The organism is Cupriavidus sp. 2KB_3, assembly GCF_052115685.1.
Taxonomy (GTDB): Bacteria; Pseudomonadota; Gammaproteobacteria; order Burkholderiales; family Burkholderiaceae; genus Cupriavidus; species Cupriavidus campinensis.
Genome location: NZ_JBFRHD010000004.1, coordinates 66,477 through 93,176, shown reverse-complemented (window position 1 = coordinate 93,176; position 26,700 = coordinate 66,477). Strand labels below are relative to the sequence as shown.

General features: G+C 67.1%; 23 protein-coding genes. 17 read left to right on the top strand and 6 right to left on the bottom strand.

Annotation, left to right across the window (positions count from 1 at the left end; translation table 11 throughout):
* Positions 1 to 17: 17 nt before the first annotated feature.
* Both AB4120_RS05100 and AB4120_RS05095 read right to left on the bottom strand, forming a co-directional pair.
* Positions 18 to 1,268 (bottom strand): branched-chain amino acid ABC transporter substrate-binding protein, encoded by a 1,251-nt coding sequence (locus tag AB4120_RS05100; protein WP_441641927.1) that lies wholly within the window; start codon positions 1,266 to 1,268, stop codon positions 18 to 20.
* A gap of 123 nt (positions 1,269 to 1,391) precedes the next feature.
* On the bottom strand, positions 1,392 to 3,017 hold the full coding sequence (locus tag AB4120_RS05095) for a 3-(methylthio)propionyl-CoA ligase (RefSeq protein ID WP_149136096.1): 1,626 nt from the start codon (positions 3,015 to 3,017) through the stop codon (positions 1,392 to 1,394).
* 294 nt (positions 3,018 to 3,311) lie between these two features.
* Between AB4120_RS05095 and AB4120_RS05090 the strand changes: the two genes are divergently transcribed.
* From AB4120_RS05090 to AB4120_RS05050, 9 genes are all read left to right on the top strand, one after another.
* Positions 3,312 to 4,856 carry a protein adenylyltransferase SelO gene (locus AB4120_RS05090; protein WP_149136097.1) on the top strand — a complete coding sequence of 515 codons (1,545 nt, stop codon included), beginning with the start codon at positions 3,312 to 3,314 and terminating at the stop codon, positions 4,854 to 4,856.
* Between the two features lie 101 nt (positions 4,857 to 4,957).
* Entirely contained in the window at positions 4,958 to 5,365 is a 408-nt protein-coding gene (gene msrB / locus AB4120_RS05085; protein WP_144195568.1) for a peptide-methionine (R)-S-oxide reductase MsrB, read from the top strand.
* Between the two features lie 115 nt (positions 5,366 to 5,480).
* Positions 5,481 to 6,020: a septation protein A gene (locus tag AB4120_RS05080; RefSeq protein ID WP_149136098.1), complete on the top strand. Its 540-nt coding sequence runs from the start codon at positions 5,481 to 5,483 to the stop codon at positions 6,018 to 6,020.
* Between the two features lie 28 nt (positions 6,021 to 6,048).
* A complete protein-coding gene (locus tag AB4120_RS05075) occupies positions 6,049 to 6,363 on the top strand; it encodes a BolA family protein (protein ID WP_149136099.1) in 315 nt (104 codons plus the stop codon).
* Between the two features lie 4 nt (positions 6,364 to 6,367).
* Positions 6,368 to 7,162, top strand: a complete 795-nt coding sequence (locus AB4120_RS05070) for a peptidylprolyl isomerase (protein WP_149136100.1) — start codon at positions 6,368 to 6,370, stop codon at positions 7,160 to 7,162.
* 186 nt (positions 7,163 to 7,348) lie between these two features.
* The gene (locus tag AB4120_RS05065) at positions 7,349 to 7,669 is read left to right on the top strand and encodes a hypothetical protein (RefSeq protein ID WP_149136101.1); all 321 of its coding nucleotides are present in this window, start codon (positions 7,349 to 7,351) and stop codon (positions 7,667 to 7,669) included.
* 162 nt (positions 7,670 to 7,831) lie between these two features.
* Positions 7,832 to 8,566: an aspartate/glutamate racemase family protein gene (locus tag AB4120_RS05060; RefSeq protein ID WP_441641926.1), complete on the top strand. Its 735-nt coding sequence runs from the start codon at positions 7,832 to 7,834 to the stop codon at positions 8,564 to 8,566.
* A 308-nt stretch (positions 8,567 to 8,874) separates the two neighbouring features.
* On the top strand, positions 8,875 to 9,312 hold the full coding sequence (locus AB4120_RS05055; protein WP_149136103.1) for a hypothetical protein: 438 nt from the start codon (positions 8,875 to 8,877) through the stop codon (positions 9,310 to 9,312).
* A 23-nt stretch (positions 9,313 to 9,335) separates the two neighbouring features.
* Positions 9,336 to 9,482, top strand: a complete 147-nt coding sequence (locus tag AB4120_RS05050; protein ID WP_187645155.1) for a hypothetical protein — start codon at positions 9,336 to 9,338, stop codon at positions 9,480 to 9,482.
* Between the two features lie 59 nt (positions 9,483 to 9,541).
* Here the strand turns inward: AB4120_RS05050 and purL are convergent, their stop codons facing one another.
* The 4 genes from purL to AB4120_RS05030 all read right to left on the bottom strand — a co-directional run bounded on the left by purL (position 9,542) and on the right by AB4120_RS05030 (position 17,154).
* On the bottom strand, positions 9,542 to 13,588 hold the full coding sequence (purL, locus tag AB4120_RS05045) for a phosphoribosylformylglycinamidine synthase (RefSeq protein ID WP_149136104.1): 4,047 nt from the start codon (positions 13,586 to 13,588) through the stop codon (positions 9,542 to 9,544).
* Positions 13,589 to 13,816: 228 nt separating this feature from the next.
* Positions 13,817 to 14,404, bottom strand: coding sequence for a winged helix DNA-binding protein (locus AB4120_RS05040; RefSeq protein ID WP_144195585.1), 588 nt, complete (start codon positions 14,402 to 14,404; stop codon positions 13,817 to 13,819).
* Between the two features lie 99 nt (positions 14,405 to 14,503).
* Positions 14,504 to 15,340 (bottom strand): copper resistance protein B, encoded by an 837-nt coding sequence (locus AB4120_RS05035; RefSeq protein ID WP_441642016.1) that lies wholly within the window; start codon positions 15,338 to 15,340, stop codon positions 14,504 to 14,506.
* Positions 15,340 to 17,154 (bottom strand): copper resistance system multicopper oxidase, encoded by a 1,815-nt coding sequence (locus AB4120_RS05030; RefSeq protein WP_441641925.1) that lies wholly within the window; start codon positions 17,152 to 17,154, stop codon positions 15,340 to 15,342. Before AB4120_RS05030 ends, AB4120_RS05035 begins: the two co-directional genes overlap by 1 nt.
* A gap of 152 nt (positions 17,155 to 17,306) precedes the next feature.
* Here AB4120_RS05030 and AB4120_RS05025 point away from each other — a divergent pair, with 152 nt between their 5' ends.
* The 8 genes from AB4120_RS05025 (at position 17,307) to AB4120_RS04990 (ending at position 26,493) form a co-directional block, all read left to right on the top strand.
* Positions 17,307 to 17,993: a heavy metal response regulator transcription factor gene (locus tag AB4120_RS05025; protein ID WP_441641924.1), complete on the top strand. Its 687-nt coding sequence runs from the start codon at positions 17,307 to 17,309 to the stop codon at positions 17,991 to 17,993.
* A complete protein-coding gene (locus AB4120_RS05020; RefSeq protein WP_441641923.1) occupies positions 17,990 to 19,399 on the top strand; it encodes a heavy metal sensor histidine kinase in 1,410 nt (469 codons plus the stop codon). Before AB4120_RS05025 ends, AB4120_RS05020 begins: the two co-directional genes overlap by 4 nt.
* Positions 19,400 to 19,709: 310 nt before the next feature.
* Positions 19,710 to 20,681, top strand: coding sequence for a TRAP transporter substrate-binding protein (locus tag AB4120_RS05015; protein WP_149136107.1), 972 nt, complete (start codon positions 19,710 to 19,712; stop codon positions 20,679 to 20,681).
* Positions 20,682 to 20,686: 5 nt separating this feature from the next.
* Positions 20,687 to 21,238 (top strand): TRAP transporter small permease subunit, encoded by a 552-nt coding sequence (locus AB4120_RS05010; protein ID WP_149136108.1) that lies wholly within the window; start codon positions 20,687 to 20,689, stop codon positions 21,236 to 21,238.
* Positions 21,238 to 22,548 (top strand): TRAP transporter large permease, encoded by a 1,311-nt coding sequence (locus AB4120_RS05005; RefSeq protein ID WP_441641922.1) that lies wholly within the window; start codon positions 21,238 to 21,240, stop codon positions 22,546 to 22,548. Before AB4120_RS05010 ends, AB4120_RS05005 begins: the two co-directional genes overlap by 1 nt.
* A gap of 48 nt (positions 22,549 to 22,596) precedes the next feature.
* Positions 22,597 to 23,889, top strand: coding sequence for a D-amino acid dehydrogenase (locus tag AB4120_RS05000; protein WP_441641921.1), 1,293 nt, complete (start codon positions 22,597 to 22,599; stop codon positions 23,887 to 23,889).
* A gap of 31 nt (positions 23,890 to 23,920) precedes the next feature.
* Positions 23,921 to 25,540 (top strand): NAD(P)H-hydrate dehydratase, encoded by a 1,620-nt coding sequence (locus tag AB4120_RS04995; protein WP_441641920.1) that lies wholly within the window; start codon positions 23,921 to 23,923, stop codon positions 25,538 to 25,540.
* Positions 25,537 to 26,493, top strand: a complete 957-nt coding sequence (locus AB4120_RS04990; protein WP_144195603.1) for a DMT family transporter — start codon at positions 25,537 to 25,539, stop codon at positions 26,491 to 26,493. The genes AB4120_RS04995 and AB4120_RS04990 overlap by 4 nt, the downstream gene beginning before the upstream one ends.
* Positions 26,494 to 26,700: the final 207 nt, after the last annotated feature.

Sequence of the window (26,700 nt, the reverse complement as noted above, 5' to 3'; positions counted from 1 at the left end):
GCCGGTGGCGCGCCGGGTCAGCCCGGGCGCTTCATCTGGCAGGACGTGGGCTGGGCAGCGACGAACTGGTCGAGCTCCGCGTTCGTCTTCCAACCGTAACCGGTGTTCTCGGCGTCGTACTTGACTTCCTTGCCGTCCACCTTGGTCCACGTGGCCACCACGAGCGGCTGCTGCGCCTGGTGGTCGGTGTTACGCATCTCGACGGTGCCGTTCATGCTTTCCACCTTGAGGCCCTCGAGCGCCTGGGCCACCTTCACCGGATCGGTGGAGTTGGCCTTCTTCATGGCCTGGCTCAGCATGGCGATGCCCGTATAGGACGCCATCACGTAGAAATCGTCGTTGTACTTCTTCTTGAAGCCCTCGATGATCTCCGAACCCTTGAACCCCTTGTTGTTCGGGTTGTAGTAGCCCACGTACTTCACGTGCTCGGCGCCGGCAGCGCCCATGGCCGTGGCCACGCCCGTGGTGCCGGCGTAGTAGGTGTAATAGTTCGTGGTCAGCCCGGCGTCCTTGCCGGCCTTGATCAGCAGGGCCAGGTCGCTACCCCAGTTGCCGGTGATGACCGTATCGGCGCCCGAAGCCTTGATCTTGGCCGCATACGGCGCGAAGTCCTTGACCTGCGCCAGCGGGTGCAGATCCTCGCCCACGATCTGGATGTCCGGACGCTTGCGCTTCAGGTACTCCTTGGCGGCGCGCGCCACCTGGTGCCCGAACGAGTAGTTCTGGTTGATCAGGTAGACCTTCTTGACGTTCTGATCCTTGGCCAGGAACGTGGTCAGGGCCTCCATCTTCATATCGGAGTTGGCGTCCAGCCGGAAGTGCCAGTAATTGCACTTGCTGTTGGTCATGTCCGGGTCCACCGCCGCGTAGTTCAGGTAGACGATTTCCTTGCCCGGATTGCGTTCGTTGTGCTTGGCCACCGCGTCTTCGAGCGCCAGCCCCACCGAGGAGCCGTTGCCCTGCACGATATAGCGGATGTTCTGGTCCACGGCCTGCTTGAGGATGGTCAGGCTTTCCTGCGGCGACAGCTTGTTGTCAAACCCCACCACCTCGAACTTGTGCGCGCCGGCCCAGTTCTTCTGGTTGGCCACCTCGGCCACGTACTGCCAGCTCTTGAGCTGGTTCTGCCCCACCGGGGCCATCAGCCCAGACAGCGGATCGATGAAGGCAATCTTCACCGTATCCGCCGCCGCCATGCCCGAAACCAGCGTGGAACCCAGTGCCGCAAATACCGCCACACCAGCCACCAGCGGACGCATCTTCGTCATACCTGTCTCCTTCACTCTCGTTATCGAATGGCGATTGGAACCGCCGCGGGCGGGGTTGCCGCCTGCCTGTTGCTGCCTGTTATGGATGGGAATTGCACCCGGCCCCGGTCTACGCCGGCTGGCTCAGGCGGTTGGCAGCTTGTAATCCTTGAACTGGTCGCGCAGCTTGAGCTTCTGCATCTTGCCGGTGGCCGTGAGCGGAATCTCGGTGACGAATGCCACGTCGTCCGGAATCCACCACTTGGCCACCTTGCCCTCGAAGAAGGCCAGCAGCTCTTCACGCGTGATGTCCATGCCGGGCCGCCTGACCACCACCAGCAGCGGGCGCTCGTCCCACTTGGGGTGAAAGGCGGAAATACACGCGGCCATATGCACCGCCGGGTGGGCGGCGGCCACGTTCTCGATGTCGATGGACGAAATCCACTCGCCGCCGGACTTGATCACGTCCTTGCTGCGGTCCGTGATCTGCATATAGCCCTCTTCGTCGATGGTCGCCACGTCCCCGGTGGGGAACCAGCCATCGACCAGCGGCGAATTGTCGTTGCGGAAGTAGGTGGAAATCACCCATGGACCGCGCACATACAGGTCGCCGAAGGCCTTGCCGTCCCACGGTAGCTCGGCGCCTTCGCCATCGACGATCTTCATGTCGACGCCAAAGATCACCCGGCCCTGCTTCTCCAGGATCTTGTGGCGCGCGTCCTCGGGGAGGTCCTCGTGACGGGCCAGCAGCTTGCACGAGGTGCCCAGCGGCGACATCTCGGTCATGCCCCAGGCGTGGATCACCTCCACGTCCAGCGCCTCCAGCGCGCGGATCATGGCCGGCGGCGCCGCCGAACCGCCGATCACGGTGCGACGGAAAGTCGAGAATTTCAGATTATTCGCATTGACATGCTGGAGCAAACCCAGCCAGACCGTCGGCACGCCAGCGGAAAAGGTCACCTTTTCCTGCTCGAACAGTTCGTAGAGCGAGGCGCCATCCAGCTTGGCCCCCGGCAGCACCAGCTTGGCGCCGACCAGCGGCACCGAGTACGGCAGGCCCCAGGCATTGACGTGGAACATCGGCACGACCGGCAGGATCACGTCCCGCGCGGAGCAGCCGAGCGCGTCGGGCAGCGCCGATGCGTACGAGTGCAGCACCGTGGACCGGTGCGAGTACAGCGCGCCCTTCGGATTGCCGGTGGTACCCGAGGTGTAGCAAAGGCTGGAGGCCAGGTTTTCGTCAAATTCCGGCCAGGTGTAGTCGCCATCCTGCGCGTCGATCAGGTCCTCGTAGCAGAGCAGCGGCACCTTGGCATCGGCCGGCATGTGGGCGCGGTCGGTCATCATCACCCAGCCCCTTACGTTCGGGCAATGCGGCGCCACGCCTTCCACCAGCGGCAGGAAGGTGGCGTCGAAGAACACGTAGCGGTCTTCGGCGTGATTGACGATATAGGCGATCTGTTCCGGGAACAGGCGGGGATTGATGGTGTGGCAGACGGCGCCCATGCCGGAGACGCCGTAGTAGATCTCCAGGTGGCGATAGCCGTTCCACGCCAGCGTGCCGACTCGTTCACCCTGCTGCACGCCCAGCGCGCCGAGCGCCTGGGCCAGCTTGCGGGCCCGCAGCTCGCAGTCGCGGTAGGTGTAGCGGTGGAGGTCGCCCTCGGTCCGCCGCGAGACGATTTCTGTGCTGGCGTAATACCGCGCAGCGTGCTTGATGATGGAGGAAATGAGCAGCGGCGCGCTCATCATTTGACCCATCAATGCCATGGAATGTCTCCAGTCTTGTCGTGGTCGGCCTGAGAAAAACGAACAACCGTGCTTATTTTTGGCGGAATGTTCCCGTGCTCCTCGCCGCATGCGCGTCCACGTCATGCACGAGATTGATGTCCGCTATCGATAAGGCATGGCGCCCCGGTGGACACCCCCTCGGCCGACAGGGGAAAACCGGTGCAAGTACAATACTGCGTGCCCTGATGCGTCTCAATATGTCGTTTTCCCCTAGCCTGCAAGCGCACTTCGGCACCCCCCATTCACCCCCGCAGACCGCAAAGCAGAACGTCGATGCCCCCTGAGTCCCCTGTACCGTTCCGCACCGCGCCCGGCTTCGCCGCGCTGGGCGAGCGCTTCTTCACGCGCCTGCAGCCCACGCCGCTGCCCTCGCCGTACCTGGTCAGCGTGGCCCCGGCCGCTGCCGCGCTGCTGGGCTGGAACCCTGAGACGATCGGCGCCGAAGCCAGCCAGCCGGACTTCCTCGACACCTTTATCGGCAACCGCGTGCCCGACTGGGCCGACCCGCTGGCCACGGTCTACTCGGGCCACCAGTTCGGCGTCTGGGCCGGGCAACTGGGCGATGGCCGGGCCATCCGCCTCGCCGAGGCAGCGCGCGACGACGGCCCGTGGGAAATCCAGCTAAAAGGGGGCGGCCTGACGCCCTACTCGCGCATGGCCGATGGCCGCGCGGTACTGCGCTCGTCGATCCGCGAATACCTGTGCTCCGAGGCCATGTACGCGCTGGGCGTGCCGACGACGCGGGCGCTGGCCATCGTCGGCTCGGACGCCCCGGTGCGCCGCGAGACCATCGAGACCGCCGCCGTGGTCACGCGCCTGGCGCCGAGCTTTATCCGCTTTGGGCATTTCGAGCACTTCGCCGCGCGCGAGGACCATGCCGCGCTGCGCGAGCTGGCCGATTTCGTCATCGACCGTTTCTACCCCGCCTGCCGCGATGCCGCCGGCAACCCCTACCAGGCGCTGTTGCGCGAGGTCTCGCTGCGCACCGCGGACATGGTGGCGCACTGGCAGGCCGTCGGGTTCTGCCACGGGGTGATGAACACCGACAATATGTCGATCCTGGGCCTGACCATCGACTACGGCCCGTTCGGCTTCCTGGACGCCTTCGACGCCAACCATATCTGCAACCATTCCGACCAGCAGGGCCGCTACGCCTATAGCCAGCAGCCTCAGGTGGCGTTCTGGAACCTGCATTGCCTGGCGCAGGCGCTGCTCCCGCTCTGGCGCGACACCGATGCGGCCGATGCAGCCGATCCCGAGGCCGCCAAGGAAGCCGCAGTGGCCGCTGCGCGTGAGGCACTCGACCCGTTCCGCGACCGCTACGCCGCCGCCTTCTTCCGCCACTATCGCGCCAAGCTGGGCCTGCGCCCGCTGGGCGGGCAGGAAAACGAGGACGAGGCGCTGCTGACCAACCTGTTCCGGGTGCTGCACGCCAACCGCGTGGACTACACCTTGTTCTGGCGCAACCTCGCCCGCATCTCGGGGAAGGATGCCAGCGCGGACGCCCCGGTGCGCGACCTGTTCCTGGACCGCGCCGCCTGGGACGCCTGGGCCGCCGAGTACCGCGCCCGGCTGCAGGCCGAGCAGTCCGACGACGCCACGCGCGCCGCCGGCATGCTCGCCGTGAACCCGAAGTACATCCTGCGCAATCACCTCGCAGAAACCGCGATCCGCGCCGCGCGCGACAAGGACTTCTCCGAGGTGGACCGCCTGCTGGCCGTGCTGTCCCGGCCATTCGACGAGCAGCCCGAGGCGGAAGCCTATGCCGCCCTGCCGCCGGACTGGGCGTCCGGGCTCGAGGTCAGCTGCTCGTCGTGACATCGAAGAATCGTGAATTTCTGAATCTGTAAGGATTGCGGCGCGAGTCCGACCAAGCAAGACCGGGGCCCCGCGCCACCGCCCAACGAGAAGGACGCAAGATGACCATCAAGAAGACCGACGCCGAATGGCGTGAGCAACTCTCCGATATCGAGTACCGCGTCGCGCGCGAAGCCGCCACCGAGCGCCCGTTCACCGGCCGCTACTGGGACCACTGGAACCAGGGCATCTACCACTGCGTGGGGTGCGGCACGCCGCTGTTCGAATCGGCCACGAAGTTCGACGCCGGCTGCGGCTGGCCCAGCTATTTCAAGCCGATCAACGGCGAGGTGATCGCCGAGCACACGGACCACAGCCACGGCATGACGCGCGTGGAAGTGCGCTGCAAGGAATGCGGCAGCCACCTGGGCCACGTGTTCGAGGATGGCCCGGCCCCCACCGGCCTGCGCTATTGCATCAACTCGGCTGCGCTAAAATTCGACGATCGCGATCCTTCCGATCGCGGGTGATGCACCGGGTGACGTAATCGTTGCCCGGGACGCCCGCCACGCGCCATTCCCCAAGTACAATGGCGCGGCCGCGGGCCTCTGCGTCAGGCAAGCCCGCCAATCAACCATCGTCCGCATGAAATTTCTTTTCGACCTGTTCCCGGTCATCCTGTTTTTCATCGCCTTCAAGCTGTTCGGCATCTACCCGGCCACGGCCGTCGCGATGATTGCCACGGTGCTCCAGATTGCCTGGGTGCGCTTCCGCCACGGCAAGGTGGAACCGATGCAATGGGTCAGCCTGCTGATCATCGGCGTGTTTGGCGGTGCCACCATCCTGTTGCACAACGAGACCTTCATCAAGTGGAAGCCGACGGTGCTCTACTGGCTGTTCGCGGTGACGCTGGTGGGCTCGGTCATCGGCTGGCGCAAGAACCTGATCCGCGCCATGATGGAAAAGCAGGTCACCCTGCCGGACGCCATGTGGGGCCGCCTGAATGCGGCCTGGGCAGGCTTCTTCGCCGCCATGGGCCTGCTGAACCTCTACGTGGCGTACACGTTCTCCACCGATACCTGGGTCAACTTCAAGCTGTTCGGCAGCATGGGGCTGATGCTGGTGTTCATCGTGCTCCAGAGCATCTGGATGTCGCGCCATATCCAGGAAACTCCGTCCGAATAAGCCGGACGCCACGCTACAAGGAACCCGGATGGCTGCCGACCCTGCCACCATCGAGGCGCTGCTGCGCGCGGCCCTCGCCCCCTCCCGCCTGACCGTGCGCGACGACAGCGCGGCCCATGCCGGCCATGCCGGCGCGGCCTCCGGCGGAGGGCATTACGATGTGCTGATCGTCAGCGAGTTGTTTGCGGGCCACTCGCGGGTTGCCCGCCATCGCATGGTGTATGATGCGCTGCGCGCCCTGTTCCCGGCGCAGATTCATGCGCTGGCCGTCAGCGCCTACACCGACCAAGAATATCAATCCCGCGAAGCTTCACGCGACGCTACCCGCAACTCTCAGACCTGATTCCATGAAGACCACCGTCCTCTCGTTCAGCCTGGCGGCTGTGCTTGCTGCTGGCAGCCTGCCCGCAATCGCCCAGAACGCCGCCGTTGTGAATGGCAAGCCCATCCCCTCGGCCAAGCTGGACAAGCTGATCGCCGGCACCGGCCAGCCCGCCAGCCCCGAGCTGCGCGACCGGGCCCGCACCATGCTGATCGACCGGGAACTGCTGCTGCAGGAAGCCAACAAGCGCGGCATCACCCAGCGCGACGACGTGCAGGAACAGCTCGAGCAGGCCAAGCTCAACGTGCTGGCCGGCGCGGTGTTCGAGGACTACGTGCGCACCAACGGCGCCAGCGACGACGAACTGCGCAAGCAGTACGACAAGATCAAGGCGCAGTTCGGCAACGGCAAGGAGTACCACGCCCGCCACATCCTGGTGGAGAAGGAAGCCGACGCCAAGGCACTGATCGCCAAGATCAAGGGCGGCGCCAAGTTCGAGGACGTGGCCAAGGCTTCGTCGAAGGACACCGGCTCGGCCGTCAACGGCGGCGACCTGGACTGGGCCAACAGCACCAGCTACGTGCCCGAGTTCTCGGCCGCGATGACCGGGCTGAAGAAGGGCCAGATGACCGACACGCCGGTCAAGACCCAGTTTGGCTGGCACATCATCGAACTGGTGGACACGCGCGACGCCAAGATCCCGTCATTCGAGGAAGTGAAGCCGCAGCTGCAACAGATGCTGATGGGCGACCAGGCCTGGCAGCGCGAGCAGTTCCAGGCAATGATGAAGTCGATCAAGGAAAAGGCCAAGATCCAGTAAGGATCCCGGCGTTTCCCGATACCGAAACCGGCGCCCAGGCGCCGGTTTTTGTTTTCCGGGCGCGCTGGCGCACACTTTGGGAAGATTTCGACGTTTCCCCGGCACCGTGCGCTCGGTAAGATGTTTCCCACGGGCCGCCGGGCCGTTCCGGACCGGCATCCGGCATCCTGGGAGCGCATCGCAAGCATGGGCGTGACAAGCGGCTACTGGCACCTGTGGCACCTCTACTCGCGCGGCATCGTCTATTGTGCGCTGGGCATGCCGCATATCGATTGCACGGGCATGCGCTGGCGCCACCTGCACCCTCACCTGCCCGAGCGCGACCGTTACGCGCAGACCAAGCTGCTCCAGGCGACCATTGCCTATATGGAGATGCACGGCGAGCTGCCCGTGCCGCCCGACGCCGACCGCATGCGCCTGCTGTACTCGCGCTACCTGCCCTGGAGCGCCCGCCTCCAGGCGGATATGGCGCCCATCGATCCCACTGTGAACCCGGCGACGGCTTAGCTTTGCCCCTTCCCCATTCCCACAAAAAGTTATTCTAGCGTCACATACAACCCGGGTATTGCTGACGATCCTGTCAGCGAAGCCAGGTCTTCGGCATGGGCATTGCTTGGGTCCGCTACCCCCTGCGACCACAACGCCTGATTCCTGTCACCGAGAGTTGTCATGAAGCTAAAGATCATCAACCCCAATACCACCCAGAGCATGACCGACAAGATCGGCCAGTGCGCCCGTGCGGTGGCCTTGCCGGACACGCAGATCGTGGCAGTCAGCCCACGCATGGGGCCAGCCTCCATCGAGAGCCATTACGATGAGGCGCTGAGCGTGCCGGGCATTCTCGACGAGGTCCTGGTTGGTGAGCAGGAGCACGTGGACGGCTACGTGATTGCCTGTTTCGGCGATCCGGGCCTCTACGCAGCGCGCGAGGTAGCGCGCGGCCCAGTGATCGGCATCGCCGAGGCCGCCATGCACGCGGCCAGTATGATCGGCACGAGCTTCAGCGTGGTCACCACGCTGGCCCGCACCTGCAATATCGCCTGGCACCTGGCCGAGCGCTACGGCATGAAGCGGTTCTGCCGCAACGTGCGCGCCAGCGACCTGCCCGTACTGGAGCTGGAGCGGCCCGGCTCGGATGCGCGCCGCATCATCGCCGAAACCTGCCGCGTGGCGCTGGCCGAGGACGAAAGCGACTGCATCGTCCTGGGCTGCGCTGGCATGACCGACCTGTGCGCGGAGATCTCCGACGCGATTGGCGCCCCGGTGATCGACGGCGTCTCATGCGCCGTCAAGATGGCCGAGGCACTGGTCTCGCTGCGGCTCTCCACCAGCAAGCGCGGAGACTTGGCGCGGCCGCTGCCGAAGGCCTACACCGGCCTGCTGGCCCAGTATGCGCTGGGCTGAATGCACCGAATTGAGTCATTGCCAGGCCGGTCGCGCCCATTCTTGCCACCCGACTTCCAGAGCAGCATCAGCAAAGACCGAGGCGCACCAGCCACGCCAGTTTGATCTGGCGCAAAGTCAGTAGCGACAGCAGGGATCGGCAACAAATGTTCACGTCTGTCTGATTGGCGACGGCGTGAGGTGGACTTAGGATGGGCTGCCCGAATTCCTCGATCTGGAGCATCCATCATGCCAATCATTGCACTGCCCTTCGCCATCGGCAGGCGCTTTCCGAACCAGAGGTCGCTGCGCGGCTAAGGCACTGCCCCATGACCGCGACGCTCGACCTGCTCGGCTGGCTCTTCATCAATATCGCCGTACCGTTGCTGGCACCGGTGGCATTGTTGCCAATTGCGCGTGTGCCCCGCTTCTATCGGCGGCACAGCAGAGGCATTGTCGTACGGGCCGTCCAGGACGGGCAACTGCTCTGGACCGTGATTGCGATGAGCGCCAGCGCATGCCATGCACTGGCAGGGCAATTCAACGTCGACCTACCGCCCGGTCCACAGCGGCTGGTCTGGCTCGGCATCACGTGGCATGTGGGCATGATTGTTGGCGCGTCCGGACTCGTCCTCGTGGGCGCCATGGACGCGCATCCCGCGCGGCGCGGCGCCGACTTGCAACCTAACCATATCCTGCGGCTGTCGGTCGTCCTGGCCATGCTGGCCGCGGTCAGTTGCTCGGCCGTGCGCGCATTGGGTTCATAGCTATCAACCTTAAGGAAACGCTCATGGAAAAATTCCTGAACCGGCTGCGCGATGACAAACGCTTTGCAAGGAAGTTCGAGATGGTGGTCATCCTTGTGTACGGGAGCACGGGCCTCTGCTGGCTGTCCGCGCTGGCCTACACGGTGCTGACCAGAGGCGGCCTCAAATAGGAAAAGCCCGCTTGCGCGGGCTTTCCTGGGGCTTCAGTCTGTCAAGCGCCGTGCAGCGATCAACCGACCCACTTCCGGGCGTTGCGGAACATGCGCATCCACGGGCTGCCGCCGTCTGCGGCCTGCTTCCAGGCATCCGGGGCCCAGCTCATGGTGGCTGCGCGGAACACGCGCTCCGGGTGGGGCATCAGGGCCGTGAAGCGGCCGTCCACGGTTGTGACCGAGGTGATACCGTCCGGCGAGCCGTTCGGGTTCAGCGGATAGGCCTGCGTCACCGCGCCCTTGTTGTCGACGAAGCGCAGCGCCACCTTGGCGGCCTGGATGTCACCCTGCTGCGAGAAGTCGGCAAACCCTTCGCCGTGCGCCACGACGATCGGAATGCGGCTGCCTTCCATGCCGGCGAAGAAGATCGACGGCGACTGCTCGACCTGCACGGTCACGAAGCGCGCTTCGTACTGTTCCGACTGGTTGCGGGTGAACTTCGGCCAGGCATTGGCACCCGGGATGATCGGGGCGAGGTTGCTCAGCATCTGGCAACCGTTGCAAACGCCCAGCGCGAAGGTGTCCTGGCGGTTGAAGAAGGCCGCGAACTGCTCGGCCATCTGCGCGTTGAACAGGATGGTCTTGGCCCAGCCTTCGCCGGCGCCCAGCACGTCGCCGTAGCTGAAGCCGCCGCACGCCACGAAGCCCTTGAAGTCGGCCAGGCTTGCCCGGCCGGCGATCAGGTCGCTCATATGAACGTCGTGCGTGTCGAAACCAGCGCGGTCCATGCTGTACGCCATTTCGAGGTGCGAGTTGACGCCTTGCTCACGCAGGATGGCGACGCGCGGACGGTTGCCGGTGGCGATGAACGGCGCGGCGATGTCTTCAGCCGGATCGAACGTCAGTACCGGGCTGATACCGGGGTCGGTAGCGTCCTGGAGCAGCTGGTACTCGCTGTCCGCGCAGGCCGGGTTGTCGCGCAGGCGCGCGATGCGCCAGCTGACTTCCGACCAGTTGCGCTGGAGTTCGGCACGGGCGGCGCCGAACACCTTCTTCGCGTCGCGGTACACCTCGACCTGATCCGTCGTGTTCGGCTTGCCGATCACGTGGCTGCAGGCCGACAGGCCAGCTTCGCGGAGCACGCCAAACACGGCGTCGCGCTCGTCGAGTCGCACCTGGATCACGGCGCCCAGTTCTTCGGCAAACAGCGCGCGCAGCGTCTGGTCGTTGCGGCGCTCCGCCACCTGCTGCGCCCAGTTCTTGGCGTCGCCGTAGTCCTGCTCCTGCGTCGGGTCGAGCGTGAGCATGTCCACGTTCAGGGACACGCCGCAGTGCCCCGCGAACGCCATTTCGGCCACGGCAGCCATGAAACCGCCGTCCGAGCGGTCGTGGTAAGCCAACAGCTTGCCTTCGCGGTTCAGGCGCTGGATCACGTTGAAGAAGTTCTTCAGGTCGTCGGCGTTGTCGACGTCCGGCGCGCGGTCGCCCACCTGCTGCGTCACCTGCGCCAGGATGCTGCCACCCATGCGATTCTTGCCGCGGCCCAGGTCGATGGCGATCAGCACGCTGTCGCCCAGGTCCGTGCGAAGCTGCGGCGTCAGGGTATTGTCGACGTCATCCACCGCGGCAAACGCCGAGATGATCAGCGACACCGGCGCCACCACTTCCTTGTCGCCATCGGCGTCCTGCCACTTGGTGCGCATGGACAGCGAATCCTTGCCGACTGGAATGCTGATGCCCAGCGCCGGGCACAGTTCCATGCCGACAGCATGCACGGTGTCGTACAGCTTGGCATCTTCGCCCGCCACGCCGCAGGCGGCCATCCAGTTGGCCGACAGCTTGACCTTGCCGAGGTCCTTGACCGGCGCGGCCGCCAGGTTCGTCAGCGCCTCGCCAATCGCCATGCGGCCGGAGGCCGGTGCGTCGATCACGGCCAGCGGCGTGCGCTCGCCCATGGTCATCGCCTCGCCCGCCTTGCCCTTGTAGTCGAGCGTGGTCACGGCCACGTCGGCCACCGGCACCTGCCACGGACCGACCATCTGGTCGCGCGCGTTCATGCCGCCCACGGTACGGTCACCGATGGTGATCAGGAACGACTTGCTGGCCACGGTGGGGTGGCGCAGCACGTCGCGCACAGCCTGCTCCAGCGCGATGCCGGTCACGTCCACCGGCGGCAGTTCCCGGGTCACGCGGGTCACGTCGCGGTGCATGCGCGGCGGCTTGCCCAGCAGCACGTCCATCGGCATGTCCACCGCGAAGTGCTCCTTGAGCGCGGCGTCCACGTGGGCATCCACCAGTTGCAGCTGCTGCTCCTCGGTGGCCACGCCAACCACGGCAAACGGGGCGCGCTCGCGCTCGCACATGGCCTGGAAGCGCGGGAAGCTGTCCGGCGCAATCGCCATGACATAGCGTTCCTGCGACTCATTGCACCAGATTTCCGCCGGCGACAGGCCCGACTCCTCCAGGTGCACCTGGCGCAGGTCGAAGCGCGCGCCACGGCCGGCGCCGTCCACGAGTTCGGGGAAGGCGTTCGAGATGCCGCCCGCGCCCACATCGTGGATCGACAGGATCGGGTTGTCCTCACCAAGCTGCCAGCAGGCATTGATGACTTCCTGCGCGCGGCGTTCCATCTCGGGGTTGCCACGCTGCACGGAGTCGAAATCGAGGTCGGCCGTGTTCGTACCGGTGGCCATCGAGCTGGCGGCACCGCCGCCCATGCCGATGCGCATGCCCGGGCCGCCAAGCTGGATCAGCAGCGTGCCGGCCGGCAGCGGGTCCTTGTGGGTATGGCTGGCGTCGATGTTGCCGATGCCGCCGGCAATCATGATCGGCTTGTGATAGCCGCGCACCGTGCCGGCCACGTTCTGCTCGTAGACGCGGAAGTAGCCGCCCAGGTTGGCGCGGCCGAACTCGTTGTTGAACGCGGCGCCGCCGAGCGGGCCTTCGATCATGATCTGGAGCGGCGAGGCGATGCGGTCCGGCTTGCCGGTCACGCCGGCCTTGTCGTCCGGATTGCGGTGGGCCACCGGCTGGGCGGCATCGCGGTCGTTTTCCCAGGCCTCGATGGCGTCCGGCAGCATCAGGTTCGACACCGTGAAGCCGGTCAGGCCCGCCTTGGGCTTGGCGCCCCGGCCCGTGGCACCCTCGTCGCGGATTTCACCGCCGGCGCCAGTGGAAGCGCCCGGGAACGGGGAAATCGCGGTCGGATGGTTATGGGTTTCCACCTTCATCAGCGTGTGGGTCAGCGCCTCGTGGCGGCCGTACTGCTGGTCCGCGCCGCGTGGGAACCAGCGCTCGGCCATGTCGCCTTCCATCACGGCCGAGTTGTCCGAATACGCGACGATCGAGCCCTGCGGGTTCAGCTGGTGCGTATTGCGGATCATCGCGAACAGCGACTTGTCCTGACTCACGCCGTCGATCGTCCACGTGGCGTTGAAGATCTTGTGGCGGCAGTGCTCGCTGTTGGCCTGCGCGAACATCATCAGTTCCACGTCGGTCGGGTTGCGGCCGAGCTTGGCGTAGGCGTCGAGCAGGTAGTCGATCTCGTCCTCGGACAGCGCGAGCCCCATCGACGTGTTGGCCTCCTCCAGCGCGGCACGGCCGGTGGCGATGTCCACGAAGCGCAGCGGCTTGGCCGGCAGCTCCTGGAACAGCCCGGCGGCGTCCTCGCGCGAGGCGATCACGGTTTCGGTCATGCGGTCGAACAGGTGCGCGGCCACGGCGGCGCGCACGTCGGCGTCCAGCGTCTTGCGGCCGCGCAGCAGGCCCTTCTTGCAGATCACGGTGATCTCGATGCCACGCTCGATGCGGTGCACGTGGGACAACCCGCAGTTATGCGCGATGTCCGTGGCCTTGCTGGCCCATGGCGAGATCGTGCCGAAACGCGGAATCACCACGAAGCGGTCGCCCTCGGACTGGGCCGTGAACGGCGTGCCGTAGGTCAGCAACGCGGCAATGCGTGACTGGTCTTCGGCAGAGAGCGGGGTGTCGGTGTCGACGAAATGCAGAAACTGGCCATGCACCGATTCAATATCGGCATCGATCTGTTTGAGCGTGGCAAGCAGGCGTTGCTGGCGGAAGGCGGAAAGCGCCAAAGCGCCGGGGAAGCACGAGAAATGCGCCATGATCGTAGCGGTCGGGAGGCGTAGGGAGGTCGGGGCTGGCGGCCGCCGGCACCGCTGAGTGGGGAGCCGGCTGGCGGGAAACCGCTATTGTACCTTGCCGGCGCCCGCTTTTTGCATTGCGCAATGGGACAGAGGCGGACATGAACGTCCAAATCGGCTGCGACGCCGGCAAGTGCAGCGGGCGCACCCTTTTAGTGCCCCCTGAGTCACTTCATGCGAAAACGAGGCTCAGAGCGACGTCGCCGATCGCGCCGCCTGCTCGTACAGACCGGTCAACACCCGCAAAAGGCGCGCAAGTTCGCCGATCTCGACGTTTTCCTCGCTACCTTCGGTGAAATTGCTGGTCAGGCATTGCTCGCGGATCTCGCGATAACGGGCGCAGGCCTCGGCCCCGGCCTGCGTGGTGGCGTAGGTGGCCTCCTTGCCCACCCGCTCGCCGGCGACCAGCCCCAGCCCCGCCAGCTTCTTCAGCGCGTAGGTGACGAGATGGGTATCTTCCACATTCAGCACGAAGCAGATGTCGGCCAGCCGCTTGGCCCGGCCGCGGTGGTTGACGTGGTGAAGCACCAGCACGTCCAGGAAGGTCAGGTCGCGCACGCCCGCCGCGCCCATGCAGCGCACCACCCAGCGGCTGTAGGCGTTGTAGGCCGTGTTCAGGCCGAACTCGAATTCGGACAATTCAGGGCTCCGCACCGAAACGAGGTGCGAGGACGAGACGATATTGACGCCGGCGGCGCGGCCCAGCGTGGCGGGAGGCCGGACGGCGGCCGATGGCGCGTCGTCGGACGCGCTGGCCTGGACTGGCTTGCGTGCCATGAAGCAGGTCTCCCCTTCGAAGATGAATAAATTTCGTCGAATCACGACAGATTGTCGACGAATTATCGAGGTGAAGTCCGCCAGAGTCAAAAAACCAGCTCAGAACCAGGCACGAATGCCGGCCACGAAGCGGGTCTCGCCGCTGCGGCCGCCTGCCGTGCGGACCATGTCGGCGGTATTGCCGAATGACTGGTAGCGCTCCACGCCGATATAGGGCGCGAACTGCCGGCTGATCTCGTACCGCAGCCGGATGCCGACCGTCCCGCTCGACAACCCGCTGCCGACGCCGGTCTCCGGATCGTTCTTCCCGTACAGATTGGCCTCGATGCGAGGCTGGAGGATCCACCGCTGGGTCAGCAGCAGCTCGTATTCCGCGGCCAGGCGCAGCGCGGTGCGCCCTTCCGTGCCGACATAGGCCGTCGCGTCCACCTCGAACCAGTACGGCGCCAGCCCCTGGATACCCATCGCCAGCCAGTTCCGGGCAGGCCGGCCATGGCCCACATCGTTCCGGAAGCCGAGCTGGGTGTCCCAGTACGTGCCGACCGCATGGCCCCAGAGCAATTCCGTGCGCGCGTCGTGCACCCTGCCCTGTGCGGCCTCGCCTTCGGCCTTGATCACCAGCCGGTTGTAGGTGCCGCCGAACCACGCCTGGGCCTCATAGGCGGCGGCGTTGCTGCCGTTGCCGTGCGCCCATTCAAGCCGGTCGATCAGCACCGAGCCAAAGGGGTGCTCGTCCGCCATGTGCAAGGAACGATGCCCGCCCAGCGCGTACTCGCCGACGCCCAGCAGGTAGCCATCCGAATACGCATGCGGATCGCGCGCATCGGCGGGCGCGCTGCCGCCCTGCATCGCATCGTGCTGGGCCAGCGCGGCGCTCGTGCCCAGCCCGGAAAACAGCGCCGCGACAATCAGTGTCTTCCTAAATTGCAGCGTCATCATGCCACCACCACTTCGCGGAACATGCCGGCGTCCATATGCATCATCAGGTGGCAATGCCAGGCCCAGCGGCCGAGCGCATCGGCGGTGACGAGGAAGCTGATGCGCTGCGCCGGCTGGACCGGGATGGTGTGCCGCCGTGCCTGGAAGGAGCCGTCCGGCGCCTCCAGTTCGCTCCACAGGCCGTGCAGGTGCATCGGGTGGGTCATCATCGTGTCGTTGTGCAGGATCACCCGCAGCCGCTCGCCGTGGCGGAAGCGCACCGGCGTGGATTTGCCGAACTCGACCCCATCGAACGACCACGTGTAGCGTTCCATATTGCCGGTCAGGTGCAGCTCGACTTCACGCCCCGGGCCGCGCGGGTCCATGGGGCCGCCAATCGTATACATGTCCGAGAGGGTCAGCACGCGCCGGCCGTTGTTGCGCAGGCCGATGCCGGGGTCGTCGAGGTTGGTGCGGGCCATGTCGACACGCATGTCGGTGCTCGGCCCGTACTCGGTACGCGCGTGGCGCGCCTTGGTGCTGGGCACCCGGAGCGGGTCCGGGGCGGCCGCGCCATGCTGGCTGTGGTCCATGGTCGCGTGGTCCATAGTCCCCTGATCCATCGCGCCGTGGTCCATCGCCCCATGATCCATCGTCCCATGGTCCATGCTGCCCATCATGTCGACCGGGGTGAGCCACTCGGCCTGGTCCAGCGGCGGCACGGGCGCCTCGATGCCGTCCCGCACGGCCAGCGTGCCGCGCGCGTAGCCGCTCCGGTCCATCGACTGGGCGAAGACCGTGTGGGCGTCGTCGGTTGGCGTCACGAGCACGTCGCAGGTCTCCCCCGGGCCGAAGCGGAATTCATCGACGGAAACCGGGTCGATGCCCTGCCCGTCCACCTGCACCACCTTGAGCTTCAGCCCTGGGATCCGCACGTCGTAGAAGGTGTTGCCGGCGCCGTTGACAAAGCGCAGCCGCACCGTCTCGCCGGCGCGGAACAAGCCGGTCCAGTTACCGGCCGGCGTGACGCCGTTCATCAGGTAGGTCAGCGTGGCGCCCGAGAGGTCGGCCAGATCGGTCGGATTCATCCGCATCTGGTTCCACATCTTGCGCTTCTCCAGCGCGGCGCCCAGGCCGTCCTGCGACACATCGCGGAAGAAGTCGCCCACCGTGGGACGGTGGTAGTTGTAGTAGTCGCTCTGGGTCTTGAGCTTGGACAGGATGCGCATCGGGTCTTCGTCCGTCCAGTCTGACAGCAGCACTGAATAGTCGCGATCCGCGCGGATCGTGTCGTCATCGCCGTCGATCACAATCGCACCGTAGACGCCGGTCATCTCCTGGAAGCCGGAATGCGAGTGGTACCAGTAGCTACCGCTCTGCGCCACCTTGAAGCGGTAGGTGAACGTCTCGCCGGGCGCGATGCCCGGGAAGCTGATGCCGGGCACGCCGTCCATCTGATAGGGCAGCAGGATGCCGTGCCAATGGAGCGACGTGGGCTCGTTCAGCCGATTGGTCACGCGGATCGTCACCGTGTCGCCCTTGCGCCAGCGCAGCGTGGGGCCGGGCAGCATGCCGTTGATGGTCGGGGCGATGCTCTTGCGGCCCGTGAAGTCGACCACGGCGTCCTGGATGACCAGATCGAACTCGGTGCCGCGCAGCACCGGCGCGGTGCCGCTACCGGCGCGGGCCGGCCCGGCGGACGCCTGCGCCCATGCCGGCACGGCGCCAACCGCCCCCAGCACGCCGCCTGCCGCCAGGCCCTGAACGAATCGACGCCTTGACAGGCCGCGCGGCGATGGCAGCAAAAGCCCCGCCGGAGATGTGGGTCGCATTGGAGTGAATCCTTGGTGTCTCTTATATAGGCGACGCCAGCTTAGGGACTTCGCAGTAACCGTCGAATGACCCGAACATTACATTCCGGTAATCTTTATGTCATGTTCATGGGGCGACATACACTGTCGCCTCGCGCGGATGGGGAGTGGGCATGAAGCTGCTGGTGGTGGAAGACGAGCCGAAAACCGGCGAATACCTGAGGCAGGGCCTCACCGAGGCCGGCTTTGTCGTGGATCTGGCCGTCAACGGCCAGGACGGCGGCCATCTGGCGATGACCGAAGCCTATGACCTCCTGATCCTCGACGTGATGCTGCCCGGCATGGATGGCTGGCGCATCCTCCAGACCCTGCGCGCCGCCGGCAACCCCGTACCCGTGCTGTTCCTGACCGCGCGTGACAGCGTGGCCGACCGGGTCAAGGGGCTGGAGCTGGGCGCCGACGACTACCTCGTCAAGCCTTTTGCCTTTTCCGAGTTGCTGGCCCGGGTGCGGACCCTGCTCCGGCGCGGCACGGCCATTGTGCAGCTGGACCGCATCGAGATCGGCGACCTCGTGCTCGACCTCGCCCGCCGCCGGGCCACGCGCGCCGGCCGCCGCATCGTGCTGACCGGCAAGGAATTCGCCCTGCTGGAGTTGCTGGCCCGCCGCCGCGGCGAAGTGCTGCCGCGCTCGCTGATCGCCTCGCAGGTCTGGGACATGAATTTCGACAGCGACAGCAACGTGATCGACGTGGCCATCCGCCGGCTGCGCGCCAAGATCGACGATGACTTCGAGCCCAAGCTGATCCAGACCGTGCGCGGCATGGGCTATGTGCTCGAAGTGCCGGAGGACCAGGCGTGAGGCGCCGTTACTCGCTCACCACGCGGCTGACGGTGCTGTTCTCGCTGTCGTCGGCAGTGGTGCTGCTCGGGCTCGCCGGGCTGATCCTCTCGGCCATGGACAGCCATTTCGCCGATGAAGACTATGCGCTGCTGCGGGACAACCTCCGCGTCATCCAAAAGTCGCTGGCGCCGGGCGCCTCGCCCCATTTCGGCCAGAGCAGCCAATCCAGCCATTCCGGCGACCCCTACGCGCACCACGCCGGCGTGCTGCTCCACCTGCGCGAGGCCGATGGCCGCACCCGCTACGCCACGCCGGATTTCGACTTCACGGCAGCGCTGGCCGCCCGGCCAGTCCGCGAGGACGGCGAAGACCGCATCGCCTGGCAGCAGGCCGGCAAGCGCTACCGGGGCCTGCGCGCAGCGGTGCCGGCTGGCGATGCCGCCCAGCCCATCGGCGTGATCCTGGCGATGGACACCGATATCCACGAGCATTTCCTGCGCGCGTTCCGCCGCTCGCTGGTGCTCTACGTGGCGCTGGCGGTGCTGGCGAGCGGGCTCTTCGGCTGGTGGGCGGCGCGGCGCGGGCTGTCGCCGCTGCGTGCGATGGCCTCGCGCGCCAAGGCCGTTACCGGCGACAAGCTCGACCAGCGCATGCCCGTGGAGGCCGTGCCCGTCGAGATGGCCGCGCTGGCCGCCGACCTGAACGCGATGCTGGCCCGCCTGCAGGACGACTTCCGCCGGCTGTCCGAATTCTCCTCGGACCTTGCCCACGAACTGCGCACGCCGCTGACCAACCTGATGACGCAGACCCAGGTGGCGCTCTCTCAGCCGCGCGACGCCGCCCGCTACCGCGACGTGCTGGCCTCCAATGTCGAGGAACTGCAGCGCCTGTCGCGCATGGTGTCCGACATGCTCTACCTGGCCAAGATGGAGCACGGGCTCGACCTCCCTCACAAGGAATCGATCTCGATCGGCACCGAAGTGCTGGCGCTGTTCGAATTCTACGAGGCGCTGGCCGAGGACCAGGGCATCGCCCTGCGGCTGGTGGGCGATGCGCGCATCGACGGCGACCGCCTGATGCTGCGGCGCGCGCTCAGCAATCTCCTGTCGAACGCGCTGCGGTACACCCCCGAGCGCGGCAGCGTGGTAGTCACCGTCACGCAGCGGGCGGGCGAGGTGGAAGTCGCCGTGGAGAACGACGGCCCCGGCATCGCGCCGGACCTGCTGCCCGCCTTGTTCGACCGCTTCTTCCGGGGCGACAAGTCGCGCGCGCGGCCGGAATCCGAGACGGTGGGGCTGGGCCTGTCGATCACCCGCGCCATCGTCGCCGCGCACGGCGGCAGCATCTCGGTGCACTCCCAGCCCGGCACCACCCGTTTCGCGATGCAATTCCCCCCGCCCGCCCGCGAGCCGGCCGCGCCCTGACCCGCGCGGCGCGCCCGCCACATCCAGACGAACCCTATCTGTCGGCGCCGGACGCTTCTTGCTACCCTGTGGATTCCCGAAGCCATGCCCGGTGCGCAGCCACTGGGCACGGCCCTTGCATTCGAAGCCATCGTGCAATGTTCACCGTGCGGCGACCGAGCCAGAAGCCGCGCGCGTGATCGCGGCGTGCGCCATGTCTCAGACAATCGAACCCTGTATTGCCTGATGTCTGACACCTGACGCACGCCCGGAAGAGTTCCAACCCGCGCAGTCGGGCAGGCGCCCACGCGCAACACCAGGAGAGATCGAGATGCGAGTCAAGGCAATGGCAGTTGCGGCGGCAGCCCTGCTGCTGGGCAGCACGGCAGCATGGGCGGACACCAAGTGGGACCTGCCCACCGGCTATCCGGCCACCAACCTGCACACCGAGAACCTGCAGCAGATGGCCAACGACGTGGAGAAGGCCACCGGCGGCAAGCTCAAGATCCTGCTCCATCCTAATGGCTCGCTGCTCAAGGCCAACGAAATCAAGCGCGGCGTGCAGACCGGCCAGGTGCAGATGGGCGAAATCCTGATGTCGACGCTGGCCAACGAGAACCCGGTCTTCGGCGTGGATGCCGTGCCGTTCCTGGCCACCAGCTACGCCGATTCGTTCAAGCTCTGGGAGGCCTCCAAGCCCGTCACCGAGAAGGTGCTGGACCGCCAGGGCATGAAGCTGCTCTACGCCGTGGCCTGGCCGCCGCAGGGCATCTACGCCAACAAGCCAATCAACAGCGCCGGCGACATGAAGGGCCTGAAATGGCGCGCCTATAACCCGGCCACGTCGAAGATCGCCGAACTGGTCAGCGCCCAGCCCGTGACGATCCAGGCGGCCGACCTCGCCCAGGCGCTGGCCACCGGCACGGTCAACTCGTTCATGTCCTCCGGCGCCACCGGCGTGGACACCAAGGTCTGGGAATCGGTCAAGTACTTCTACACCGTGGATGCCTGGCTGCCCAAGAACATGCTGGTGGTCAGCAAGAAGGCCTTCGCCGCACTGGACAAGCCCACGCAGGACGCCCTGCTCAAGGCCGTGGCCGATGCCGAGAAGCGCGGCTGGCAGGTCTCCGAGCAGAAGACGCGCGACTACCTCGCCACGCTGGCGAAGAACGGCATGACCGTCGCGCCGCCCTCGCCCCAGCTGAAGAGCGACATGCAGAAGGTGGGCCAGGTCATGGTCGACGAATGGGCCAAGAGCGCCGGCGACGACGGCAAGGCTATCCTCGGCGCCTACAAGAAGTAACCCCCATGACCACTCCGTTGCCTGACAAGCGCTGGCTGGACCGCTGGCTGGACTTCTGCGCCGTGCTGGGCGCGCTCTGCATCCTTGCCGTGTGCATCGTCATGATTGCGATGTCGATCTCGCGCGAGACCACCATCACGCTCAAGGGCGGCGACGACATCGTCGCCTGGCTCTGCGCCGCCTCGGCCTTCCTCGTCCTCGGGCAGACCTTCCAGCACGGCGGCATCGTGCGCGTGGAGATGCTGCTCGAGGCCGCCGGGCCGCGCCGCCGCTGGATGCTGGAGCTGCTCTCGCTCTCCATCTGCCTGCTGTTCGCCGGCTACGCGTCCTGGGCGCTGGGTACCTTCGCCTGGCAGAGTTGGGACATTGGCGATGTGTCGCAGGGGCAGATCGTGATTCCGCTCTGGATTCCGCAGAGTTTCGCCGTGATCGGCGCGGTGGGCTTCCTGCTGGCCGTGGCCGACGAATGGCTGCGCGTGGTGCGGCGCCAGAAGCCGCGCTACCAGCTGGCGCAGGAGGCCAAGCTGGCGTCGGGCGACTTCGGGGAGACGATCTGATGAGTACCGTTCTGGTCGCATTGATCCTGCTGGTGGTGCTGGTGGTCTTCCTGGCGGTGGGGGCGTGGATTCCGGTGGCCATCGCGGTCACATCGTGGGTGGGGCTGGTGGTGTTCTCGGACCACGACGCGCTGGTCAACCTGGCCAACGCGTGGTGGTCGTCGAGCGCCTCCTACACGCTGGCCTCGCTGCCGCTGTTCGTCTGGATGGGCGAGATCCTGTTCCGGACCAAGCTGTCCGAGCAGATGTTCTCGGGGCTCTCGCCCTGGCTCAACTGGCTGCCGGGCCGGCTGATGCACGTGAACATCCTGGGCTGCGGCATCTTCGGCTCGGTGTCGGGCTCGTCGGCGGCTACCTGCGCGACCATCGCCAAGTCGGCGCTGCCCGAGCTGACCCGGCGCGGCTACGACGAGCGCATCACGCTCGGCTCGCTCGCCACGGCCGGCACGCTGGGCATCCTGATTCCGCCGTCGATCACCATGGTGGTGTACGCGGTGTCCGCCGATGTGTCGATCATCCGCGTATTCCTGGCCGGCTTCCTGCCCGGGCTGCTGCTGATGCTGCTGTTCTCGGGCTACATCGTGGTTTGGGCGCTGATGAACCCGAAGCGCGTGCCGCCCGCCGAGACCTTCGGCTGGCGCTCGCGGCTGGCCTCCATCCGCCAGTTGATGCCGTGCATCGTGCTGATCGCTTTCATCACCTGGATCATGATGGCCGGCTACTCCACCGCCACCGAGGCCGCGGCCTATGGCGTGGTGGCGTCGCTGGCGCTGGCCTGGGTGGGCGGCTCGCTCACGCGCCGCGCGTTCTGGGACAGCCTGATGTCGGCCACGCGGCTCACGGCGATGATCATGTTCGTGCTGGGCGCCACGTCGTTCCTCTCGGTGACCATGAGCTTCACGGGCATTCCGCGCGCGCTGGCGGAGTGGGTGGCGGCGCTGCACCTGTCTCCGTGGGCGCTGATCGGGGTGCTGACGATCATCTACATCATCCTCGGCACCGCCCTGGACGGGATCTCGATGATCGCCCTGACCACCGCCACGGTGCTGCCGATGGTGCAACAGGCCGGCTTCGATCTGGTATGGTTCGGCATCTTCATCGTGCTGCTGGTGGAGATTGCCGAGGTCACGCCGCCGGTCGGGTTCAACCTGTTCGTGTTGCAGAGCATGACCGGCAAGGACAGCAACTACATCGCCCGGGTATCGCTGCCATTCTTCATGATGATGGTGCTTGCCATCGCCATCGTGACGGTCTGGCCGGCCGTGGTCACGTGGCTGCCGGACGTGGTGATGGCGAAGGAGCTGAAGTAGCGGAGGCGCCATCGACGGGATTCATCGACACAGGGACAGACCGCCAAGATGCATGTGATCGTGATCGGTGCCGGCGTGATCGGCGTGTGCTCCGCCTGGTACCTGCGCCAGGCCGGTTTCTCCGTGACGGTGATCGAACGGCGCGGCGCGCCGGCGCAGGAGGCCAGCTTCGGCAACGCCGGCGTGATCGCGCCGGGCTATGTCACGCCGTGGGCCGCGCCGGGCATGCCGGGCAAGATCCTGCGGACGCTGTGCCAGCGCGAATCCCCCGTTGTCTTCCGGCCCAGCGCCGATCCGGCCATGTGGCGCTGGATCGGCCGCTGGCTGCGCGAGTGCCAGCCGGAGCGCTATCGCGCCAACAAGCTGCGCATGCAGCGCCTGGCGTTCTACAGCCGCGACTGCCTGCACGGGCTGCGCGCGGAACTCGAGATCGAGTACGAGCAGTCGCGCGGCTATCTGCAATTGTTCCGCACCCAGCGGGATCTTGACCTCGCCGCGCCGGCGCTGGCCGTGCTGCGCGAGAACCACGTACCCCATCAACTGGTGGATGCCGCCGGGTGCCGGCGGATCGAACCCGGCCTGGCCGCCGACACGGCGCTGGCTGGCGGCCTGCACCTTCCCGAGGACGAATCGGGCAACTGCCCGATGTTCGTGCGACGGCTGCACCAGCATGCCGAGGCGGCGGGCGTGCAATTCCGGCTCGATACCGACGTGGCCCGGCTGCGCGCCGCCGACAATGGCGGCCTGATCGTCGAACTGGCCGCCCCGCGCGGCGCCACGCCCGAGACGCTCCGTGCGGACCGCGTGCTGGTGGCCGCCGGCGTCGGCAGCGCCGCGCTGCTGCGCCCGCTTGGGCTGCGCGTGCCGCTCTATCCGGTAAAGGGCTACTCGGCCACGGTCATGGTGCGCGACGAATTGCAGGCGCCGCTCGCCGCCCTGATGGACGAGTCGTACAAGGTAGCCATCACGCGCATGGGCAACCGGCTGCGCGTGGCGGGCACGGCGGAACTCGGCTCGCGCCGGCTGGACCCGCGCCCCGCCGCGCTCGACACGCTGATCAAGGTGGCGCGCGACTGGTTCCCGGTGGCCGGCCACTACAACGAGGCCACGCTGTGGGCCGGCGCCCGGCCGATGCTGCCGGACGGCCCGCCGCTGATCGGCGCCACCCGCGTGCCCGGCCTGTTCCTGAACCTCGGCCACGGCTCCACGGGCTGGGCGATGGGCTGCGGATCGGGCAAAATCGCGGCGGACCAGATTGCCGCGAGCGCGGGACAAGGCGACGGGCCCGCCATCGACATGGACGGCCTCACCCCCGCGCGCTACGGCCTGGCCCCCGCCTGATACTGGCCCCGATACTGGCTGGATGCCGACCATGACCGCCTCCCCCTCCCCGTCCTCCCCGCCTTCCGCGTCTTCCTCACCGCACGACTGGCTGCCGCTCGACCCCGCTGGCACCGATGCCACGCCGCTCCATAACGTAGCCACGATCCGCGAGATCGAGCACGCCGCGCTGGCGGCCCTGCCCGCCTTCACGCTGATGACGCGCGCCGGCCATGCCGCCGCCGACTGGCTGGCGCAGCAGGTGCCGGACGGCCGCATCGTCCTGCTCGCCGGCGCCGGCAACAATGGCGGCGATGCGCTGGTCGCGGCCACGCGGCTGCACCAGTCGGGGCGGCAGGTCGAAGTCTGGCTGACTGCCGAGACCGACCGGCTCCCGCCCGATGCCTCGCGGGCATGGACCGAGGCCCGCACGGCCGGCGTGCCGCTACTGGCCGTGCCGGCCGCCCCATCCAACGCCACCGCCGCCCTGCCGCCCTGGCCGGCGGGCTGCACGGCCCTGGTCGACGGCCTGCTCGGCATCGGCCTGAATCGCCCGGCGGATGGCAACGTGGCGCGCTGGATCGACCATGTAAACGCCGCCGGACTGCCGGTGTACGCGCTGGACATCCCGAGCGGGTTGTTTGCCGATACCGGCGCGGGCCGGCCGGCCATCCGCGCGCGCCGCACGCTGACTTTCATCGCCGCCAAGCCGGGCCTGCTGACGCTAGACGGCCGCGACTGCGCAGGCGAGATCGACATCGCCCCGCTCGGCCTGCCCTATCCGCCCACGCAGGCCGCCATCGCCCATGTGAACCTGCCGGGCGCATTCCGCGATGCGCTGCCGGGGCGGCCGCATGCGGTGAACAAGGGTACCTTCGGCTCGCTGGCGGTACTCGGCGGCAACCACGGCATGGCCGGGGCGCCGCTGCTCGGCGCGCGCGCCGCGCTGCATCTGGGCGCGGGGCGCGTGCACGTAGGCTTCCTCGCCCAGCCGGCGCCGTTGATGGACCCGGTCCAGCCCGAACTGATGCTGCACGAAGTGGCCGACTTGGCCATCGAGACCATGTCCGCGCTGGTCATCGGGCCGGGCATGGGCACCGGCGGCGCGGCGGGCAAGCTGCTGGGGCATTGGATCGACACCTGCGCCCAGGTGGGCTCTCCCCCGCCGCTCGTGCTTGATGCCGATGCGCTGAACCTGCTGGCTGGCGACAAGACGCTGGCTGATGCCCTGCGCGCCAGCGGCGTGCCGCACGTGATGACGCCGCATCCGCTGGAAGCGGCGCGGCTGCTCGGCTGCACCGTGGCCGAGATCCAGCGCGACCGGCTCAGTGCCGCGCGGGCGCTGGCCGCCGCATGGCAGGCCACGATTGTGCTGAAGGGCTCCGGCACGCTCATCGCGGCGGCTGGCGCGGACAGCATCGCCATCAATCCAACCGGCAACGCCGCGCTGGCCACGGCAGGTACGGGCGATGTGCTGGCCGGCATGATCGGCGCGCTGCTGGCGCAAGGCATGGCGCCGACGGACGCCGCCTGCGCGGCGGTCTGGATCCATGGGCGCGCCGCCGACCGGCTCGTCGGCAGCGGTACCGGTCCGGCCGGCATGACCGCGAGCGAACTCTACCTGCCCGCCCGGGCCATCCTCAATGCGCTGATCCAGGGCCAGCCGGCATGACCCAGGCCGCCAGTCTCGCCACGGGCGACGATCCACGCCGCCGCCTGCTGACCGGCATCGCGCTGCTGGTGCTCGGCCAATGGATCCTGAGCCTGCTCGACGCCACCGGCAAGACGCTGACCCAGCAGGGGCTGCCCGTGGCCGCGGTGGCATGGGTGCGCTACCTCGGCCACGTGGTGGCCATCTTCCTGTTGCTGGGGCCGGCGCGCTGGCGCCTGCAATATCGGCCCTCGCGGCCGCGCCTCCAGTGGCTGCGCGGCGTGCTGATGCTGGCCTCGACGCTGGTGTTCTTCAGCGTGCTGCGCCTGATGCCGCTAGCGCAGGCCACCGCGCTCAACTTCTGCGCGCCGCTGTTCGTGGTGGCGCTGTCGCCGTGGCTGCTCGGCGAGCGCCCGGGCGCGCACGCGCGCTGGACGCGCTGGATAGGCGTCGGCATCGGCTTCGCCGGCATGCTGGTGGTGGTGCGGCCCGGCGGCGAGTTGAGCGCGCTCGGCGTGGGGCTCGGGTTGCTCTCTGCGATGTTGTTTGCGCTGCTGCAAATGCTGACGCGCCACATTGCCGCCCATGACGCACCGATGACCACGCTGATCCAGAGCGGCGTGACCGGCGCGGTGCTGACCACGCTCATCGTGCCGTTCTTCTGGTTCGAGGCAGTGCCCACGCCGGCGCAGGCCGCGCTGCTGCTGTCCGCCGGCATCACCGGGTCACTCGGGCATTACTTCGTGATCCGGGCGTTCCAGTACGCCGATGCCTCGTTCCTGAGCCCCTTCCTGTACCTGCAGATCTTCTCGGCCACCGTGGTCGGGTACTTCGCCTTCGGCCAGTTGCCGGACTGGACCACCGCGCTCGGCATTGCAGTCATCTGCGCGGGCGGCGTCTGCGTGGCCGGCGGGGAGCCGTTGCTGCGCCGTGTGGCGGGCCGGCTCGCGGCACGCGCCCGTCCGCGCACTTGAGAGGCGCCGGGGGAACGCACCACGTCGGACAATGTCCGATAAAACACGGGCGCCATCGCTGCTAAGGTAGCTTGTGCGTCCGCCCATCTGCCCTTGGTGACGCAATCGAAACAAAAGACGGGAAATATCCGTCCGTTACCGCGCATGTGCCGCCAAATTCCGGCGATATACTAGCGCTGCCCGCCGCGCCGGGCGTTTGCCCTCCCT

Excerpts from the sequence above, each read along its gene's own strand:
- AB4120_RS05005 (WP_441641922.1), top strand. The coding sequence starts at position 21,238 with ATGAGTACCGTTCTGGTCGCATTGATCCTGCTGGTGGTGCTGGTGGTC.
- purL (WP_149136104.1), bottom strand. The coding sequence starts at position 13,588 with ATGGCGCATTTCTCGTGCTTCCCCGGCGCTTTGGCGCTTTCCGCCTTC.
- AB4120_RS05090 (WP_149136097.1), top strand. The coding sequence starts at position 3,312 with ATGCCCCCTGAGTCCCCTGTACCGTTCCGCACCGCGCCCGGCTTCGCC.
- msrB (WP_144195568.1), top strand. The coding sequence starts at position 4,958 with ATGACCATCAAGAAGACCGACGCCGAATGGCGTGAGCAACTCTCCGAT.
- AB4120_RS05080 (WP_149136098.1), top strand. The coding sequence starts at position 5,481 with ATGAAATTTCTTTTCGACCTGTTCCCGGTCATCCTGTTTTTCATCGCC.
- AB4120_RS05070 (WP_149136100.1), top strand. The coding sequence starts at position 6,368 with ATGAAGACCACCGTCCTCTCGTTCAGCCTGGCGGCTGTGCTTGCTGCT.
- AB4120_RS05050 (WP_187645155.1), top strand. The coding sequence starts at position 9,336 with ATGGAAAAATTCCTGAACCGGCTGCGCGATGACAAACGCTTTGCAAGG.
- AB4120_RS05035 (WP_441642016.1), bottom strand. The coding sequence starts at position 15,340 with ATGACGCTGCAATTTAGGAAGACACTGATTGTCGCGGCGCTGTTTTCC.
- AB4120_RS05075 (WP_149136099.1), top strand. The coding sequence starts at position 6,049 with ATGGCTGCCGACCCTGCCACCATCGAGGCGCTGCTGCGCGCGGCCCTC.
- AB4120_RS05025 (WP_441641924.1), top strand. The coding sequence starts at position 17,307 with ATGAAGCTGCTGGTGGTGGAAGACGAGCCGAAAACCGGCGAATACCTG.
- AB4120_RS05065 (WP_149136101.1), top strand. The coding sequence starts at position 7,349 with ATGGGCGTGACAAGCGGCTACTGGCACCTGTGGCACCTCTACTCGCGC.
- AB4120_RS05060 (WP_441641926.1), top strand. The coding sequence starts at position 7,832 with ATGAAGCTAAAGATCATCAACCCCAATACCACCCAGAGCATGACCGAC.
- AB4120_RS04995 (WP_441641920.1), top strand. The coding sequence starts at position 23,921 with ATGACCGCCTCCCCCTCCCCGTCCTCCCCGCCTTCCGCGTCTTCCTCA.
- AB4120_RS05040 (WP_144195585.1), bottom strand. The coding sequence starts at position 14,404 with ATGGCACGCAAGCCAGTCCAGGCCAGCGCGTCCGACGACGCGCCATCG.
- AB4120_RS05015 (WP_149136107.1), top strand. The coding sequence starts at position 19,710 with ATGCGAGTCAAGGCAATGGCAGTTGCGGCGGCAGCCCTGCTGCTGGGC.
- AB4120_RS05055 (WP_149136103.1), top strand. The coding sequence starts at position 8,875 with ATGACCGCGACGCTCGACCTGCTCGGCTGGCTCTTCATCAATATCGCC.
- AB4120_RS05100 (WP_441641927.1), bottom strand. The coding sequence starts at position 1,268 with ATGACGAAGATGCGTCCGCTGGTGGCTGGTGTGGCGGTATTTGCGGCA.
- AB4120_RS05095 (WP_149136096.1), bottom strand. The coding sequence starts at position 3,017 with ATGGCATTGATGGGTCAAATGATGAGCGCGCCGCTGCTCATTTCCTCC.
- AB4120_RS04990 (WP_144195603.1), top strand. The coding sequence starts at position 25,537 with ATGACCCAGGCCGCCAGTCTCGCCACGGGCGACGATCCACGCCGCCGC.
- AB4120_RS05010 (WP_149136108.1), top strand. The coding sequence starts at position 20,687 with ATGACCACTCCGTTGCCTGACAAGCGCTGGCTGGACCGCTGGCTGGAC.
- AB4120_RS05000 (WP_441641921.1), top strand. The coding sequence starts at position 22,597 with ATGCATGTGATCGTGATCGGTGCCGGCGTGATCGGCGTGTGCTCCGCC.
- AB4120_RS05030 (WP_441641925.1), bottom strand. The coding sequence starts at position 17,154 with ATGCGACCCACATCTCCGGCGGGGCTTTTGCTGCCATCGCCGCGCGGC.